Genomic DNA, 15,494 nt, shown 5'->3' on the forward strand with positions numbered 1-15,494 from the left:
AAAATACCCTACCATTTGGATTTTGATAGATTTCATAGGCCTCTGTCCACATCCGCATCAGCGCTCTTATTGGAAAAGTGATAGGATGCATTTCCTTTTTTCGTTATACGTTTGTGTAAGTAGTAGATATCTCCATGAAAGTTCTCATTAGTAACAGCCATTTTCCTCACGGCTTTCTATAATACGATAAGTTTTTAAATTTTTGTACGCCAAAAACCCACCGTACTACACAGCGGGTTAAAGATACAAGATACAAATCATAATTATATTATGGATCTGTTTTATTAATTTTGAAGTTTTTTTCTATCAGGTATTTGTGGTGGTTTCTCAAATCACTTATTATTAATTGCAATAGTAACAGTGTCAGCTGAAAATTTACCAACTCGAGTGATTAATTGAGAATATTCTGTATTCAAATCACTTCTTAAACTACCTCCAAATCCTAGTCCTAGACTTCCAATTGATATCACACACTCACACAAAGTGGTTGGCGTTTGATCTTTGTTTTGTCGTAATCTTATTGGAGCCATTGAAATTTCATTCTTCTAATTCTACATAAATAAAAGATGCGCAAAAAATAGTGCGAGCCACCTCGTGCAGACTCTTGGCCACACTCCCGGTACCTCGCACTCATAAAAAAATATAATATTAATCCTATCAGTTCCGCAGTTTACGTTACTATATCTCCTGATACTTATTCACTAAATCAGGAGTTAAGCCCAACCATTCAGTCAAAATGATATGGCGTTCTCTTTCCGAAAGTGGAAACAGCATGTACCAAGTTGTTGGTGCAGACAAGGTCTTTACGTTAATTCCATTTTGCTCTGCATACATGTAGGAGCGCATCTGATGGTAATTGTTCGTTACGGATAGTATTTGATCTGACAAATTTTCTTCTTGGATGATCTCTTTGGAAAAAATAAAATTTTCCTTTGTACTTTGTGCGTGAGCCTCTTTGGTATATACGTTCTGCCTCGATTCCTTCGTTGACAAGGTATTGATGCATTACTTCCGCTTCGGTGTAATCCCCACGTCCCTTACCTGTGACGATCACCTTTGCTTCAGGATGTTCTTTTAAATATGCTGCAGCTTGGTTTCAACAAATCACCAGGTTAATCGCCATCAACCATATGTTCCGAGAACCACGGTGAAAGTATGGTATATCAATACTTCCCCAAATTATGACAATAACACCTTTAAGGGAATATATAACTTTTCATCTGATCGTATTAGCAAAATGTTAGCATTTTTGATTATTAGACATTTCTTAAAAGATAATAAATTTGTAAGATCTATTCAAACTTTTTGAAATGTATTGTAACAAAATCTCATAATAATATAGGCTGTTATACTTCCTCCAAAAACTAAAAATATCACTGGAATTACACTCATAATAGAGTAGCTGATAAAAAGTGATACAATCATCAATAGATTCGCAACCGGATTTGTAAACATAATAATGAAAGCTCTCTTAAAGTAGTTTAGAAAATTTAATTTATAATGAGTGTAAGTTGGAAAAAGGTATAAAATTGTTAAAATTAGTGAAATCATAACAACGTAAATCGGAACATGAAAAAACTGAAGTTCATTACTAGAAGTATGATCTATATATTTTAAATTTAAATATACAGTAAAGCTGATAAGTAAAATGATTACTCCCATTAAATTAGAAGATATAAATTCGGTTTTAAAATATTTCCAAAAAGTACGGAATATGGGTATATCCCTATCCCCCATAATCCATTTTCGTAAAACAGAAAACATCGCCATTGTTGAGGGAAAAAAACTAAAAACAACTAAACCCGCAAGAGAAAAAATAAGCCATAAGATGTTTAGAAAAGCAAACCTTGTAATCCATTCAGATGCCTTATAAAAAATATTATCAGTAACTTTCATAATTCTACCCTTTCGAAATAACACTTAATTACTACAAACATACCAACAAACTCTAGTCATTACATATTAAGCACAAAGGTACTTTGTATTTCTGTACCATAGAATTCTTCTTCCTTTTAAAGTTTTGATAAAGTGACTTGTTATTTAGTAACCTATTTTTTCCGTAATTCATCTAATCCATTATCTGATAATATTAGTAGAGATATATTCAATAGATTTATCGATACTTGTCTTACTTTTTTTCCCTGTACTACTATCACCCTTAATCGATAAGCACCCTCACCTATTTTTAATTCCTTGGCTTTTTAAAAACGTTTTTAATACGATAAAACTTTTTACTGATGTTTTATATTAAAACAACATTTCATCTATTTAATTAAAACTATTGAATCGCCCACAAAAAGGCCTTTTCTATATATTCATTCCAAAAATCCCAAGAATGCTCTCCTTGGGATTCCAAATAAGAGTGGTCTACTTTTTCAGATTGTAAAAAATCACGAAATTTATGGTTAACATCCAATAAGAAATCCTCTGTACCACAAGCCAAATAAATATTAGGGATACTTATGTCTGTGTTTTTTAAATTATTTAACAATGCTTCGGGATCTTTATCACTCCCCTGAAGTTGGTTTAAGTCACCGAAGACACTTTTCAAATATTTATAATCTGCGATACCGTCGTCATAATCGGTACCTGCATTCTGTATCTTATATGTAATTATAGCTGAAGATAAAGCTATAATACGGCCAAAATTTTCAGCATATTTTAATCCATTGCGAATTGCACCATACCCACCCATAGAAAAACCACCAATATATGTATCTTCTTTAAGGTGTGATAATGGAAATAACTCTCTTGTGTACTGTACTAATTCATTTCCTACATATTCTCCGTATAATGCTCTTCTATCTTTATCATCGATATAAAAATGATTTTCTCCTACGGGCATAAAAACTGCAACATGATACCTGTCTGATAATTCTCGAATATTACTAAAGCTTATCCAATCAGTCAAACCACCTGAATATCCATGTAACAGATAAAGTGCTTTCATTGGCCCTTGATTGTTTTTCTGTTTACCTGGTATCTCCATGGTGTCTATTGGAATAAGTGCATTAAATATTACTTCTCTTTGTAAGGCTTTTGATTGAAAATTAACCTGTATCAATGCGATTGTACACACTCTCCTTTTACTAGACTCTGCAACTGATCCATTTCTATCGACATTTGTTCCTAGCTTAACTAAAATTAAATCCACTAACTAAAGTAATGAATCTATGATATTGCATTTCTGGATCACCACATGTGCAAACTAAAACGTTCTAAATAAATTCTCTCATCTTTAATGTTCTTAAAACTATTTCTTTGGCCATAACTCAAGTAGTTTCTCTCTCCAATAATTTAACCGGAAGAATCGTCTCCATAGGAGGGTTTTTTGTTAATATTTGTTGCACTAAATTTTCAACTGCTAACTTACCCATCTCTTTAATAGGTTGTTCTATCGTTGTAATCATATAATTGCGATTATAACCTTGTGCTATTCCATCGTACCCAACAACCTTTACTTGCTCAGGAATTCGATAACCTAATTTCTGGCATTCATTCACTACTTGCATAGCTATCATATCACTACTTGCAAATACGCCATCTAGGTCTGGATGCTCCTGGAATAGCTTATGGACTAGCTTTTCGTAATCTTTTAAATCAAAACCATTGATATCAGTTTCTACCACTACATATTCAATTCCGTTTTGGACTACCTTGTCTACAAAGGCTTCATGTCTTTGTTTTGCTAATAAGTTTAGTTGCAAATTCCCACTAATATGTGCAATTTTTTTACATTTCTTATCAATTAATAACTCAGTTGCTATTTTTCCACCATCATAATTGTCAGAACAAATATATGGAATCTGATTAGAAATTTTTCGATCGATAGTTATAACTGGCAGGTTAATTAATTCAAAATCTTCTACGCTTATCGTTTGGCTCCCCATGATGATACCATCTACTTGACTTGCCTTTAATAAATCTATATATTCTCTTTCTTTATTCTTATTGAGCAAAGAATTACATAAGAGTACCTTATAACCCTGCTCATATGCATAATATTCGATATGCTTTGTTAACTCGGCAAAGAAAGGATGAGAAACATCAGGAATTATTAACCCGATAATATTTGACTTCTTTCTAGATAACGATCTAGCTAACTCATTAGGTTGATAATTGAGCTCCTTGGTGGCTTGTTGTACTCTTTTCTTAAGGTCATCACTTATATATCCACGATTATTTAATACTCTGGAAATAGTAGTAACGGTAACTCCTACCTTTTCTGCAAGATCTTTAATCGTTACTGTCATTTTGTTTCCTCAATTCCAACAAACTTTTATTTAAATCATTAGGTGAATAAAAATGTATGAGTAACTAGTTGCAGTAATCCAAGTGTTTTCTACGTGATTACTTCTGTCATTTTATTAAAATTATTTTAGTGCCCCATCTACAAGCCCTTGAATAATATGTTTTTGTAGTATCAAATATAAAACCAATACAGGAACCATTGCCATAAGTAATCCTGCCATTAGTGGTGCATAGTCTACAGAATAGGATGAGAAAAAGTTAAATACAGATAATGGCAACGTTCTAAGATTAGGCGATTGTAATATTAGACTAGCTAAAAGATAATCGTTCCAAATTATTAGAACCTCTAATATAATCAGTGTTACCATAACGGGTTTTAATAATGGCAAAACTACCACAAAGAAAGTTCTTAATCTTGAGCAACCTTCAATAAAAGCCGCTTCCTCTAATTCATAAGGAATCCCTTTAATAAAACCATGAAAAATAAATACACCTAAAGGTAATCCAAATCCAACATACATAAACATTAAAGTTGGACGCATATTCAAAAGACCCATTTCGCCGTATAAAATGACAAGAGGAATCATTAAAACTTGAAATGGAAGTGCCATTGATGACAATATAGCAAAAAAGAGAATCTTATTAACTTTCCATTTAAAGCGAGCAAATAAATAAGCTGTCATAGCGGAAAAAAATACAATGATAACAATACTACCAACTGTTAAAATCAATGAATTAAATATGGCTTGCATAAAATTCATACTTTGGAAAGCATCTACATAATTTGAAATTTTAAATGATTCAGGTAATGAAAACGGACTTTCAATAAACTTTTGTGTTGTTTTAAATGAATTCATTACGACAATGCCAAAAGGTATTAAAACGATGAGAAGCGTGAAGTATAAAACAATTGTTTTAAAAAACGCTATAAGACTATTACTCTTTTTAACCATCAAGCCTCTACCTCCCGTTTCTTAAGTATATATGTCTGTGTTATTGCAATAAGTGCTACTGCAAGGAAAAGAACGATTGCTTCGGCTTGTCCTGCGCCAAAATCATTAGATAAAAAGGCTTTCTGAACAATATGGTAAGAAACCATTTCAGTAGAATTATAAGGACCGCCATCAGTCAATGATAGATTAATATCATATGCTAAGAATGCGCGAGTAATCGTTAAAAAGAAACAGATAATAATTGATGGAATCGAAAGGGGTATTATAATTTTTCGTAAGCCCTGGAAATAATTTGCTCCATCAATACTAGCAGCTTCTAAAACATCTTTAGGTACACTTGCAAAACCTGCCATATATATGATGACTAGATAACCTACAAGTTGCCAAACTGAAGCAACCACAAGTGCCCAAAACGCCTTATCCGGATCACCCAACCAAGACTTTTCAAAAATGCCCCAGTTGTATTGGTCACCTAAGTATGGCATAACTCGAGAAAATAAAATTTGCCATAAATAACCTAATACAATACCTCCTATTAGATTTGGTGTAAAGAAACCCGTTCTTAGTAAACCTTTACCTTTTATTTTACTTGTGAGTGCCAAAGCTATAAAAAAGGCAAAAAAATTGGCAAAAACTAAACAAGCAAAAACATATTTTATTGTAAACCAGAATGAAGTAAGAAAATCCTTATCAGTAAATACTTCTGCGTAATTAGACAATCCAACAAAGGTACTATCTCCCGTTGCAACACTCCAGTTTGTAAAAGTTAAATATAAGCCAAAAATGAATGGAATAACGATAACGGCTGAAAAAATAAATAATGTTGGTCCTCCAAACAACAAGAAGAGGCCAATATTTTTGAGTTTTTTGTTTTGTCTCATACAGTTACTCCTTTGACAAAGTGTGGAAAATAAAATATTTCCACACTTTGTAAATTATAGATTATTTAGTTGATTCCCAGTAATCTTCAAATTCATTATATAATTCTTCTCGTTCTATATTGTCAGATAAGTACTTTTGCATTGATGCTCCCACTTTCGACCACCAATCTGGTTGAAAATAATTCATTACACTAATGCTAATAACATCGCCTCGTTGAACATATTCACTAACACTATTAGATATAACGTTCGGACTTTCAGCTTTTAAATCATTATATGGCATATTTAAGCCCATTTCAGTTATAATTGCTGTTTGTCCTTCTTCACTTGTTAGCATCCATTCTATCAATTCTTTCGCCGCTTGTTGCTGTGCTTCAGTGGATTCTGTATCATCAATAGCAAATAGTTTTGGTTCACTAAAGGCTATCTGACTATTACCGTAATCTTCCGGGTTATTACTGATTGGAACTGGAATAACGCCAAATTCCTCGTCTCTTCCTTCAAGTTGCCCTATTACAGCCCAAGTCCAGTCACCCATAAAATAGAATGCTGCCTCACCTTTTGCAAAAGCTGTACTATCTAAGTTATAGTCCGACACAAGAGGGTCATCTTTTCTAAGATTATATTTCTTTAGTAAATCAAAGGTATCCATTAAACCATTGAATTGTGGATTATCTGATAAAACAACATTCCCATTCTTCAATTCTTCTACAAATGCAAGGTTTTCTTCAACATCTCGTGATTGTAATGCATAACCCAGCCCAGTATAATGAGATCCTAATGACCAATCTGCTCCATGAATAACTACTGGTGCTGTTCCGGAAGCATCAATTTCTTCAAACAATGCAGCTAAATCATCACGTGTTCTTGTCACTGATGGATCAAATGATTCGCCTGTCGCTTCCTCTATTACTCGTTTATTATAAAGCAACCCATAACCTTGCGATGTCCAAGGTATTCCTAAATATTTACCATCAAGTAAAACACGATCAATTGTTCCAGGCGTAGTTAATGCCTCGTATTTTTCTTTCTCTGATTCTAAATCTAAGAATTTATCCTTATATTGTAGAATTGCTCCAGCATCAAGATTTGCAATAGTAGCCGGTGTGCCTGATGCTAATAGTGATTGGAATTTTTCTATTTGTGCTCCACCAATTGGTGTTGGAATTAACTCAACTGTTACATTTGGATTTAATTCTTCATATTTATCGAATAAATTTTCAAATACTTCATTTACTTCAGCTGAAGTGTTGAAGAACGTAATTTTGACGTCTTCACTTTGGTCTTGGTTATCATTTGAGTTTTCATCTGAATTTGAGTTCTCATCAGCATTCGAACTATCATTAGAACAAGCTATCAACATAGATAGTAAAACAATTGACATTAATTTAAAGATACTAGCCATTTTTAATTTCATAAATCATATCCCCCATTCAAATTATCTTTGTTCAATTTTTGACCCCAAAATAACTTTCCGCTTATAGCAGTTTACCCAATCACAAAAAACTAATAATAGTTTTAAAGTTTCATTAGGATTACCCCCCACCTTTGTTGAAAGCGCTTCCTGTGATTTATGTTAACCGATTGACATATAGATGTCAACCGGTTGACACATAAAAAAACTAATACTTCTGAATTCTTTTTTTAAAAAACTATGAGCATTCTAAGTTGTAGGTGACATCACCTGTTGTTATAGAAATGGAGAATTAATTAAAGACCATTTTAAATTAAACAAAATACTTAGATATTTCTCCATTTTCATCTATATATTCTATAATTGTCTTATTAGTATTTAAGTCCACAAACAAGTCACACTTTTTATCACTAAGCTGCCAACGAAGTCTTACCTCACCATCCATTGATTTTAATACATCAAAATTACCATTAAATGCATTATAATCATTACGAAACTTAATAAGTCTCATTAATCTCTTTACAACATCTTTTTCAAGCGATTGCTCAATCTCACTTAATGTGAAATTATGACGATTAATTTCTCGTCCTTCTCCAGTTTCATTTACTCTTTGAAGATCATTTTCACCTGCTAATAAACCTACATAATAAACCTGAGGAATGCCAGGTGTAAAAAATTGGATTGCCCTTGCAGCCATATAAGCATCATCGTCACTATTAAGAATAGAATAGTATGAACCACGAATTTGATGCACATCAAATCCATCCGGGTCCTTATGCTCATCAGACAATAAAAGGCTAAGATTAGCTCCTCTTTCAACACAAATATCTACTAGTTCCCGAGCCTCACTTGTATTTATCAGATCATCCATATCCGGCTTAACTGGAATACCATCGTGACAATCAAGCATCGTAAATTGTTTATGTGGACGAGTTCTTAAATATTGAAGCAAGTCTCCACTTGATTTATTGATTAATGTAGATAAGATTCTATATGGTAAAATGAAATCATATATCCAAAAACCATGCTCTGCAAGCTTGTATTGAATACTATAATGTGAATGGACTTCTGGAAGCAATTCGATATCAAACGAGTTAGCAGTCTCCCTAATCCAGTCTAAGAACTTATAAATTTCAGGCTCTACAAAGAAGCTACTTGTCCCAAGTTTTTTAATTACATAACCTACCGCATCAAGCCTAACTATTTTCACATTATGTTGCTTGAAATTCTTAAAGAATTCTATAAAAAGTTGCTTTGCCTTATCTGACTTTATATCTAAATCAATTTGTTCTGAAGGATCTGTCTTTCCAAATGTAGTCCATACTGTTTCTTCTTCACTAGTTTCTTTAATTGTAAATGTTGAATAAGGCTTCTTTCTACGAAGAAACATCTTATCAATATCTTCTTGATTTGGCTTTCCATCATCCCACATTTTTTCTAACGTAATAAATAGATCAGCGTATTCAGACTCTCTTCCTTTCTTAAGGAAGTCTTGAAAATACTCGGATTGTCTAGAAATATGATTAACCATCAAATCTAACAAGACATCATAATCCCCCCCTATGTCACTTATATCCTTCCAAGTTCCAAAATTAGGTTCTATTTCTAAATACGACAGTGGAGCAAACCCTCGATCACCTGATGATGGAAAAGGAGGTAGTATATGAACTCCGCCTTTAAAAAGATCATATAATTGATTCGACATTATTTCATTTAGACTCTTCAGATTACCTCCTAACGAGTCTGGATATGTGATAAGCTGCACTTGATTTTTAACTGCCATATTATTTCACCCCCCCTATAAATTATAAATGTTTTTAATTTCTTCAATTTCTGGTAAACAGATAACTGCTCCCGTATATTTCAATTTAAAAGCACTAACACCAAAACCTAAAGATAATGATTGCCTAATCGTATAACCTTTTATTAACCCAGTATATAATCCAGACCAAAATGCATCTCCTGCTCCTGTTGCATCAACAACATCTGTCGCTAAAGTATCTAATCGAATAGTATCTTTTCCATTTGAGACAATTGCACCGTTCTTTCCTAATGTTAGGATTACTAGTTTCGCCCCAAGTTGCAGAAACTTTTCCAATTGGTTCTCCGGTGTATCTATTCCAAACAATCTTTCGGCATCATCTTCAGAGGGCTTGATTATATCAACTCTTTTTATTATGGATTTAACATAATCTATGCCATTTTCCCCTTTGTTCCAAATCATTGGATGGTAATTTGGATCAAAACCAACCAAAATCTTATTCTTTTTTGCTACTTCTATTACTTTTTCAATCGTATTTCTCGCAGGCTTCTTTGAAATCGGCCAACAGGAAAAATGAATAAACTTTGAATCTAGCAATGTTTCTTCAAGCCCATTTGTATAATCTAAATGGTAATCAGCTTCTCTATAAAAAATTGGGGTAGGTGTCGACTTGCTTTTGGTCACCATTACGAGACTAGTTGCATAATCTACGTTCTGCACACTATCGGTATTTACCTCATTTTCATTTAAGCTATTGATTAAGAATTTTCCAAATCCATCCTTACCAACTGCAGAAGAGACCGCAGAATTAATACCTAATTTTTTAACATTTATTGCTATATTAGCTGGAGAGCCTCCAAAATATCTCTGATAGGTGTCACATTCAAAGTTATTATCATAATCCGTTGAGATCATATCAACTAGAATTTCTCCTATAGCGAAAACATCATTTTTTTTATTTGGAAATTCTATTTTGCTATCAAAATCCAGCACTCTCTAACTCCCCCATCCTTTTAATCCTATACACCGCTATAACCTTTCACCGAGCTAAAATCATTGTTAGTATAATAATAGCAATAAGGACATAACGGGATCATTAATATTATCTATACAATAGTTTACTTTAGATGTCGTATCCATCTGCCTGCCATTTCAATCCAATTGCTAACTTCAGGTAGTACCGTTTCACTATAGGATTTGGACTTTGTTTCTTCAGTTCCTAAAGCTAACCCATGTACACCCTCTCGGTATATGTGCATTTCCGTTGATACCTTGATTTTAAGAAGCGCACTTGCAAACAACATACTGTTCTCGACAGGCACCGCCTCATCAGTACCAGTGTGCCATAGAAACGTTGGAGGAGTATCCTTCGTAACCATATTCTCTAAAGATAGTTCATGTAGTGATTTTTCATAGTTCTCACCCAATAACGCCTTAAAAGATCCCACGTGTCCGTATTCACCAGACGTTATAACTGGATAACTTAATAACAAACCATTAGGCTTAATATCTTCATGAGAAAAACCTAATTGTGTTGTTAGAAATTCCTTTTTCCAAAACACTCCTAAACTTGCTGCTAAATGACCACCTGCAGAAAATCCTGCAATGATAATCTTATCCTTATCGACATGCCATTTGTCTGAGTTTTTTCTAACAAGAGCTACAGATTGTGCAAGTTCTAACAGAGAAGTTGGATATGTATGTGGATAAACGCTGTATCGCAATATACATGCATTAAAACCTAAAGCATTCATTTGGATAGCTATTGGTTCCGCTTCACGTTCTGAAGTGAATTCATATCCACCACCAGGACAAATAATTACTGTTGGTCGAACACGATTTTCGTCTATTTCAATTGAGTTATCGAGTATATACGTATATAACTTTGCATTTGAGCCATTTATTTGAACATCCAGTATTTCATGAATCAATAATCTCTCCACTCCTTTTAATCATTACTAAAAAACTCATAACGAAATTAAGTTTGAAATGCTTTTGTAAGTGCATTAATATACTCATTTTTGGCGCGCTTACTAATCTCTGCGTCTGGTGCTATATGCTCAAAAGCATGAAAGCATCCTGGGTAAAACTTAAACTCTACTTCTACTCCAGCTCTTGCCAGACGGGCAACATAGTCAATTGTTTCATCACGGAATGGATCTAATTGTCCTACACATGTGTATGTCTTAGGTAAGCCTTCTAAATTATCCGCTCTAGTTGGAGCAGCATATTGGGAAATGTTATCGTTTTCAATTTCGCCTAAATACATTTTCCACGCAACAATGTTATTATTTTTAAACCAGACTGCCTGATTATCAGTAATTTCTAAGCTAGAAGGGGTAATATTGCGGTTGTCAATCATAGGATATAATGGCATTTGAAAACAAATATTTGGACCTCCACGATCACGAGCTAACAATGCAAGTGCTGCAGTTATTCCTCCACCTGCACTTCCACCAGTGATGGCAACTCTTTTTAAATCAATATTTAATATCTTATAATTATCTGTCATCCATTTTAATGCTGAATAACAATCTTCCACTGCTGCTGGAAAAGGATGTTCAGGCGCAAGACGATAGTCTGCTGATACAACTATACAATTTGCTTTTTCGACGAAGCTTTCACACAATTGGTCATCACTATTCGGATGACCGAGTACATATCCACCACCATGACTCCAAAGCACTGCGGGTAAAGGTTTATTATCTATATGTATCGGTTCATATATCTTAATTAGCATTTGTTGACCGTCTCCACCAGCTATGTAACGATTTCTTATCCGTACTGTTTCTGATTGTCCATCAGGAGGAATAGGAGTCTGTCTTGCTGTTTGAAGATCTTCCGGTAACTTAATAACCGGTAACAATTTCAACGGTTCTCTTAACTCGTCCAATACCTTGTCTAAAAAGTTCAACTAAGAAATCCTCCAATCTTAAGATGAAATAATTATAGTGCATGTTATACCTTACATATATATGTTAACCGGTTATCATAAACATGTCAACCGGTTAACATGACAAAAATATAAATGCTAATTGACATTTATATTTCTTATGTTGTTCCTCGCTCAACCAATGAAACCGGAAGTGAGTTATCAAAGGATACTTTTTCACCTTTTATTTGACGAATTAGAAGTTCAATGGTTAGCTCACTCATTTTTTCTAGAGGTTGATTTATTGTTGTAAGAGGTGGTGTTAGTATGGTTGATAACTCAACATCATCATATCCAATAATTTTTATATCGTTGGGAATTGCTTTCTTTAAAAGATGACATGCTTGAATAATAGTTGAAGCTATGATGTCACTACTCGCAAAAACCCCGTCAATAGTAGGATTTTTTTCTAAAAATTCAGCAACTTCCTCCGCCATGTTAGCTATTTTAGAAGTATTAACTTCTTTGGTTTGTATTGATAGTTCGTCCTTTCTCGTTTTCATCCCTTCTAAAAATCCCTGGTACCTATCTGTTGCTAATAGCGCCGTGTGATGAGGACCTCCAATTCCACCATAAATATAGGCTAAGTTTTTACATTCTTTCTTTATTAATAGATCTGAAGCAAGTTTTCCACCAAGAAAATTATCGCTTGTTACAACAGGTATATTTTTAGATAATGCTCGGTCAAAAGATACGATAGGTAAATTTAAATTTAGGTAGTTTTCAACTTCTAATACTTGACTACACATAATTATTCCCTCTACCTGATTTTGTTTTAGCAACTCTATATATTCTTTCTCCTTAGATACATCTCGATTTGAATTACATAATAGTATTTTATACTGTTTTTTGTACGCGTAATGTTCTAAATAATAGGTTAACTCACTAAAAAAAGGATGAGCTACTTTGGGTACGATAAGGCCAATAGTATTGGATTTTCTTCTAAACAAAGACCGTGCAAGCTCATTAGGCTGATAATTTATTTCCTTCATCGCTTTATAAACTTTATCTCTCGTAGCATCACTAATATATCCTCTATTATTAAGAACACGAGAAACCGTTGTAACAGAAACTCCAGCTTTTTGTGCAACATCCGTTATTTTTGGCATGACTAAATCACCATCTCTAATTTTTAAAATTTATATATAGTATATCATGTGAAATGGAATTTAGTTACTATATATGAAAGTGAATAATAAGCCTAGTATTGTTTCGTCAGGCCCTTTGTTGCAGATATTACAATAGGATATCATGGAATATTGGTTTATTGACTTCCTGATAAAATAGCCCTGGCTTCTCCAAATAAGCTCATATTCAACTCACATTAATTGAAAGCACTCAAGTTCCTTTATTTCCTGATATTTGTTCACTTAATCGGGAGTTAAGCCTAACTATTCGGTCAAAATGATATAGCGTTCCCTTTCTAAAAGTGAAACACCATGTACCAAGTGTTTGGTGCAGATAAGGTCTTTACATTAATTCCATTTTTCTCTGCATTTTTCCATAGGGGCGATACTACCGCACCAACAACTAACAGGTGCCATAAAGCTTATTTTTACCAAACGCGTTAGGTTTAGTTAATTCAATATTAGACGGGATTATATCTAGAATTAAAAGTATCTCATCCGTACACAACCTTTTATCAAAAAATAAATTAAGCCGAAGCATCATTAATGTAAAAGAAATAATCGAAGAAATTATATCATTATCAAATTTTGATCCAAATTTCACCATCCATTTAGAATTAGATGATATTTTTATACCATATAATAAAGCTACCTCAATCGCATTGGCCATTAATGAGTTAGTCATTAACTGTTTCAAACACGCCTTTATTAATATGAGTTCTGGAACCATTCATATACAGTGTAAAAAGTTAGATGATCATATATTTATTGCTGTAAACGATAATGGAGTTGGGCTACCAGATAATTTTGACCCCTCAAAAGTAACAAGCTTAGGTTTATCAATATTACATGGAATTGTTACTAGTGAATTTCAAGGGAGAATTGAATTTAAATCAAAAAATGGGACTACAGCTGAAATTAAAATTCCTTCTCGTAGTTTTTCTTTAAACCAATACCGAAAAGAGTAGCGGATGTAATACTAGTCTTCACTCTACACAAGAGTATAAAATAAGGCACCTGTCACTTCCCGTATTATTTTCGAAACCGACAAAAAGCGGGAAATGACAGGCACTGAATTGTTTCTCCCACCAGGTGCTGCAGCTACATTAACTGCTAGTTGTAAAAGTGCAGTTGATAAAGGGGAGTCTTGGGTAGGCTATAACTGGGAACCATCTTATGTAACTGAAAATTATGATATGGCACTTCTGAAAGAACCAGAATATACAGAAGAACGATGGAATAATGGGTAGATCTGCATTTGCTTCCCAACGTTTAACAATCGCAGTAAGTAATGAGTTTGCTGCTCTGCGTCGATTCCTTCATTGACAAGGTATTGATGCATTACCTCTGCTTCGGTGTACTCCCCACGATTACGTTTGCTTCAGGGTGCTTTTAAATACGTTGCAGCAGGCACCATTTATAATTCGTCTATCTGATTCCTTTAATTTAATGATAGAAATGTGGATTTTCAAGGTGCTAAAAAACCTCTATTCTAGTAGATTGGAAAAAGTATCTTTTAATCTAGAACAACAAATTAAAGGATGCACGTCCCTTTGTTTCCCTCCTTTGTTTCTCAAAAGCCAAACGGACAAAGTTATAGGCACCATTATTCCATACATTAAAATCATGTAGACCATCCTTGATTATAACTTCATAGTAGTCCAACAGCTTGTCTCCAGCAGCTTGTGATAGCTCTGTTGTCGCTATTTTATATCCTCTTTCGATTGCAACTTCATCAGCGTCCCCACACGTCATGTATAGTAAATCAATCCTGTGACTCGATGATGAGATGGTAGTTCCTAACGTTTTACCATCACTCGATGTCGGAGCATTAGAAAAAGCACCAACATAAGCAAATAAGTCCTCCATCCCTGGGGCATGGACGGTGGTATCAAGCCCATTCTTCCATCTTGTTTCTGTACCGGTATAAACGACAGAATCACATCGAAAACCACCTAAAATCAAATTTAAAGCTTGCATTCCACCCATGGACAGACCTGCAATCGCTCTATGCTTACGGTTAAAATCAATTGCTTTAGCAGATGTATCCTCTATATTTGCATAGGTATTATAGGTAGATTCAATGAAAGGAACCAGATCATATCTTAGCTCGTAGTCAAAATAATAGAAACCAAGCATGTTCGTTCCCTCAGAATTGAATGATTGGTCAGTCC

General features: G+C 33.9%; 16 protein-coding genes and 1 pseudogene. 2 read left to right on the forward strand and 15 right to left on the reverse strand.

What is annotated here, in order from left to right; genetic code table 11:
- Positions 1–332: 332 nt before the first annotated feature.
- From GH741_RS12985 to GH741_RS13055, 14 genes are all read right to left on the reverse strand, one after another.
- A complete protein-coding gene (locus GH741_RS12985) occupies positions 333–530 on the reverse strand; it encodes a hypothetical protein (RefSeq protein WP_153737219.1) in 198 nt (65 codons plus the stop codon).
- Between the two features lie 148 nt (positions 531–678).
- Positions 679–993 (reverse strand): YdcF family protein, encoded by a 315-nt coding sequence (locus tag GH741_RS21940; protein WP_153737220.1) that lies wholly within the window; start codon positions 991–993, stop codon positions 679–681.
- Positions 994–1,296: 303 nt separating this feature from the next.
- The gene (locus tag GH741_RS13000; protein ID WP_153737221.1) at positions 1,297–1,896 is read right to left on the reverse strand and encodes a YesL family protein; all 600 of its coding nucleotides are present in this window, start codon (positions 1,894–1,896) and stop codon (positions 1,297–1,299) included.
- A gap of 382 nt (positions 1,897–2,278) precedes the next feature.
- Positions 2,279–3,154: an alpha/beta hydrolase gene (locus tag GH741_RS13005; RefSeq protein ID WP_338079420.1), complete on the reverse strand. Its 876-nt coding sequence runs from the start codon at positions 3,152–3,154 to the stop codon at positions 2,279–2,281.
- A gap of 118 nt (positions 3,155–3,272) precedes the next feature.
- Complete coding sequence (locus GH741_RS13010; RefSeq protein ID WP_153737222.1) at positions 3,273–4,253, reverse strand: LacI family DNA-binding transcriptional regulator; 981 nt, start codon at positions 4,251–4,253, stop codon at positions 3,273–3,275.
- A gap of 120 nt (positions 4,254–4,373) precedes the next feature.
- Positions 4,374–5,204, reverse strand: coding sequence for a carbohydrate ABC transporter permease (locus GH741_RS13015; protein ID WP_153737223.1), 831 nt, complete (start codon positions 5,202–5,204; stop codon positions 4,374–4,376).
- Entirely contained in the window at positions 5,204–6,085 is an 882-nt protein-coding gene (locus GH741_RS13020; RefSeq protein ID WP_153737224.1) for a carbohydrate ABC transporter permease, read from the reverse strand. The genes GH741_RS13015 and GH741_RS13020 overlap by 1 nt, the downstream gene beginning before the upstream one ends.
- Before the next feature lie 61 nt (positions 6,086–6,146).
- Complete coding sequence (locus GH741_RS13025) at positions 6,147–7,502, reverse strand: ABC transporter substrate-binding protein (RefSeq protein ID WP_153737225.1); 1,356 nt, start codon at positions 7,500–7,502, stop codon at positions 6,147–6,149.
- A 310-nt stretch (positions 7,503–7,812) separates the two neighbouring features.
- Positions 7,813–9,282, reverse strand: coding sequence for a sucrose phosphorylase (gtfA, locus tag GH741_RS13030; RefSeq protein ID WP_153737226.1), 1,470 nt, complete (start codon positions 9,280–9,282; stop codon positions 7,813–7,815).
- Between the two features lie 15 nt (positions 9,283–9,297).
- Positions 9,298–10,254 (reverse strand): carbohydrate kinase family protein, encoded by a 957-nt coding sequence (locus GH741_RS13035; protein WP_338079421.1) that lies wholly within the window; start codon positions 10,252–10,254, stop codon positions 9,298–9,300.
- Between the two features lie 125 nt (positions 10,255–10,379).
- Entirely contained in the window at positions 10,380–11,192 is an 813-nt protein-coding gene (locus GH741_RS13040) for an alpha/beta hydrolase (protein WP_153737227.1), read from the reverse strand.
- Positions 11,193–11,239: 47 nt separating this feature from the next.
- Positions 11,240–12,175 carry an alpha/beta hydrolase gene (locus GH741_RS13045; protein WP_153737228.1) on the reverse strand — a complete coding sequence of 312 codons (936 nt, stop codon included), beginning with the start codon at positions 12,173–12,175 and terminating at the stop codon, positions 11,240–11,242.
- 137 nt (positions 12,176–12,312) lie between these two features.
- Complete coding sequence (locus tag GH741_RS13050; RefSeq protein WP_153737229.1) at positions 12,313–13,302, reverse strand: LacI family DNA-binding transcriptional regulator; 990 nt, start codon at positions 13,300–13,302, stop codon at positions 12,313–12,315.
- Between the two features lie 421 nt (positions 13,303–13,723).
- Positions 13,724–14,017: a hypothetical protein gene (locus GH741_RS13055; protein WP_205677341.1), complete on the reverse strand. Its 294-nt coding sequence runs from the start codon at positions 14,015–14,017 to the stop codon at positions 13,724–13,726.
- Between GH741_RS13055 and GH741_RS13060 the strand changes: the two genes are divergently transcribed.
- Both GH741_RS13060 and GH741_RS13065 read left to right on the forward strand, forming a co-directional pair.
- Positions 13,983–14,288, forward strand: a complete 306-nt coding sequence (locus GH741_RS13060) for an ATP-binding protein (protein WP_153737231.1) — start codon at positions 13,983–13,985, stop codon at positions 14,286–14,288. The genes GH741_RS13055 and GH741_RS13060 overlap by 35 nt on opposite strands.
- 93 nt (positions 14,289–14,381) lie before the next feature.
- On the forward strand, positions 14,382–14,570 hold the full coding sequence (locus tag GH741_RS13065; RefSeq protein ID WP_153737232.1) for a glycine betaine ABC transporter substrate-binding protein: 189 nt from the start codon (positions 14,382–14,384) through the stop codon (positions 14,568–14,570).
- Between the two features lie 271 nt (positions 14,571–14,841).
- Here the strand turns inward: GH741_RS13065 and GH741_RS13070 are convergent.
- A pseudogene (locus tag GH741_RS13070) lies at positions 14,842–15,494 on the reverse strand (esterase family protein); the annotation flags it as partial.

The sequence above is a fragment of the Aquibacillus halophilus genome (genome assembly GCF_009649745.1).
GTDB lineage: Bacteria > Bacillota > Bacilli > Bacillales > Amphibacillaceae > Aquibacillus > Aquibacillus halophilus.

What these genes read in the sequence shown, in the direction of transcription:
- GH741_RS12985 (WP_153737219.1), bottom strand. Translation starts at nt 530, where the DNA reads ATGGCTCCAATAAGATTACGACAAAACAAAGATCAAACGCCAACCACT.
- GH741_RS13000 (WP_153737221.1), bottom strand. Translation starts at nt 1,896, where the DNA reads ATGAAAGTTACTGATAATATTTTTTATAAGGCATCTGAATGGATTACA.
- GH741_RS13010 (WP_153737222.1), bottom strand. Translation starts at nt 4,253, where the DNA reads ATGACAGTAACGATTAAAGATCTTGCAGAAAAGGTAGGAGTTACCGTT.
- GH741_RS13015 (WP_153737223.1), bottom strand. Translation starts at nt 5,204, where the DNA reads ATGGTTAAAAAGAGTAATAGTCTTATAGCGTTTTTTAAAACAATTGTT.
- GH741_RS13020 (WP_153737224.1), bottom strand. Translation starts at nt 6,085, where the DNA reads ATGAGACAAAACAAAAAACTCAAAAATATTGGCCTCTTCTTGTTGTTT.
- GH741_RS13025 (WP_153737225.1), bottom strand. Translation starts at nt 7,502, where the DNA reads ATGAAATTAAAAATGGCTAGTATCTTTAAATTAATGTCAATTGTTTTA.
- gtfA (WP_153737226.1), bottom strand. Translation starts at nt 9,282, where the DNA reads ATGGCAGTTAAAAATCAAGTGCAGCTTATCACATATCCAGACTCGTTA.
- GH741_RS13050 (WP_153737229.1), bottom strand. Translation starts at nt 13,302, where the DNA reads ATGCCAAAAATAACGGATGTTGCACAAAAAGCTGGAGTTTCTGTTACA.
- GH741_RS13065 (WP_153737232.1), top strand. Translation starts at nt 14,382, where the DNA reads ATGACAGGCACTGAATTGTTTCTCCCACCAGGTGCTGCAGCTACATTA.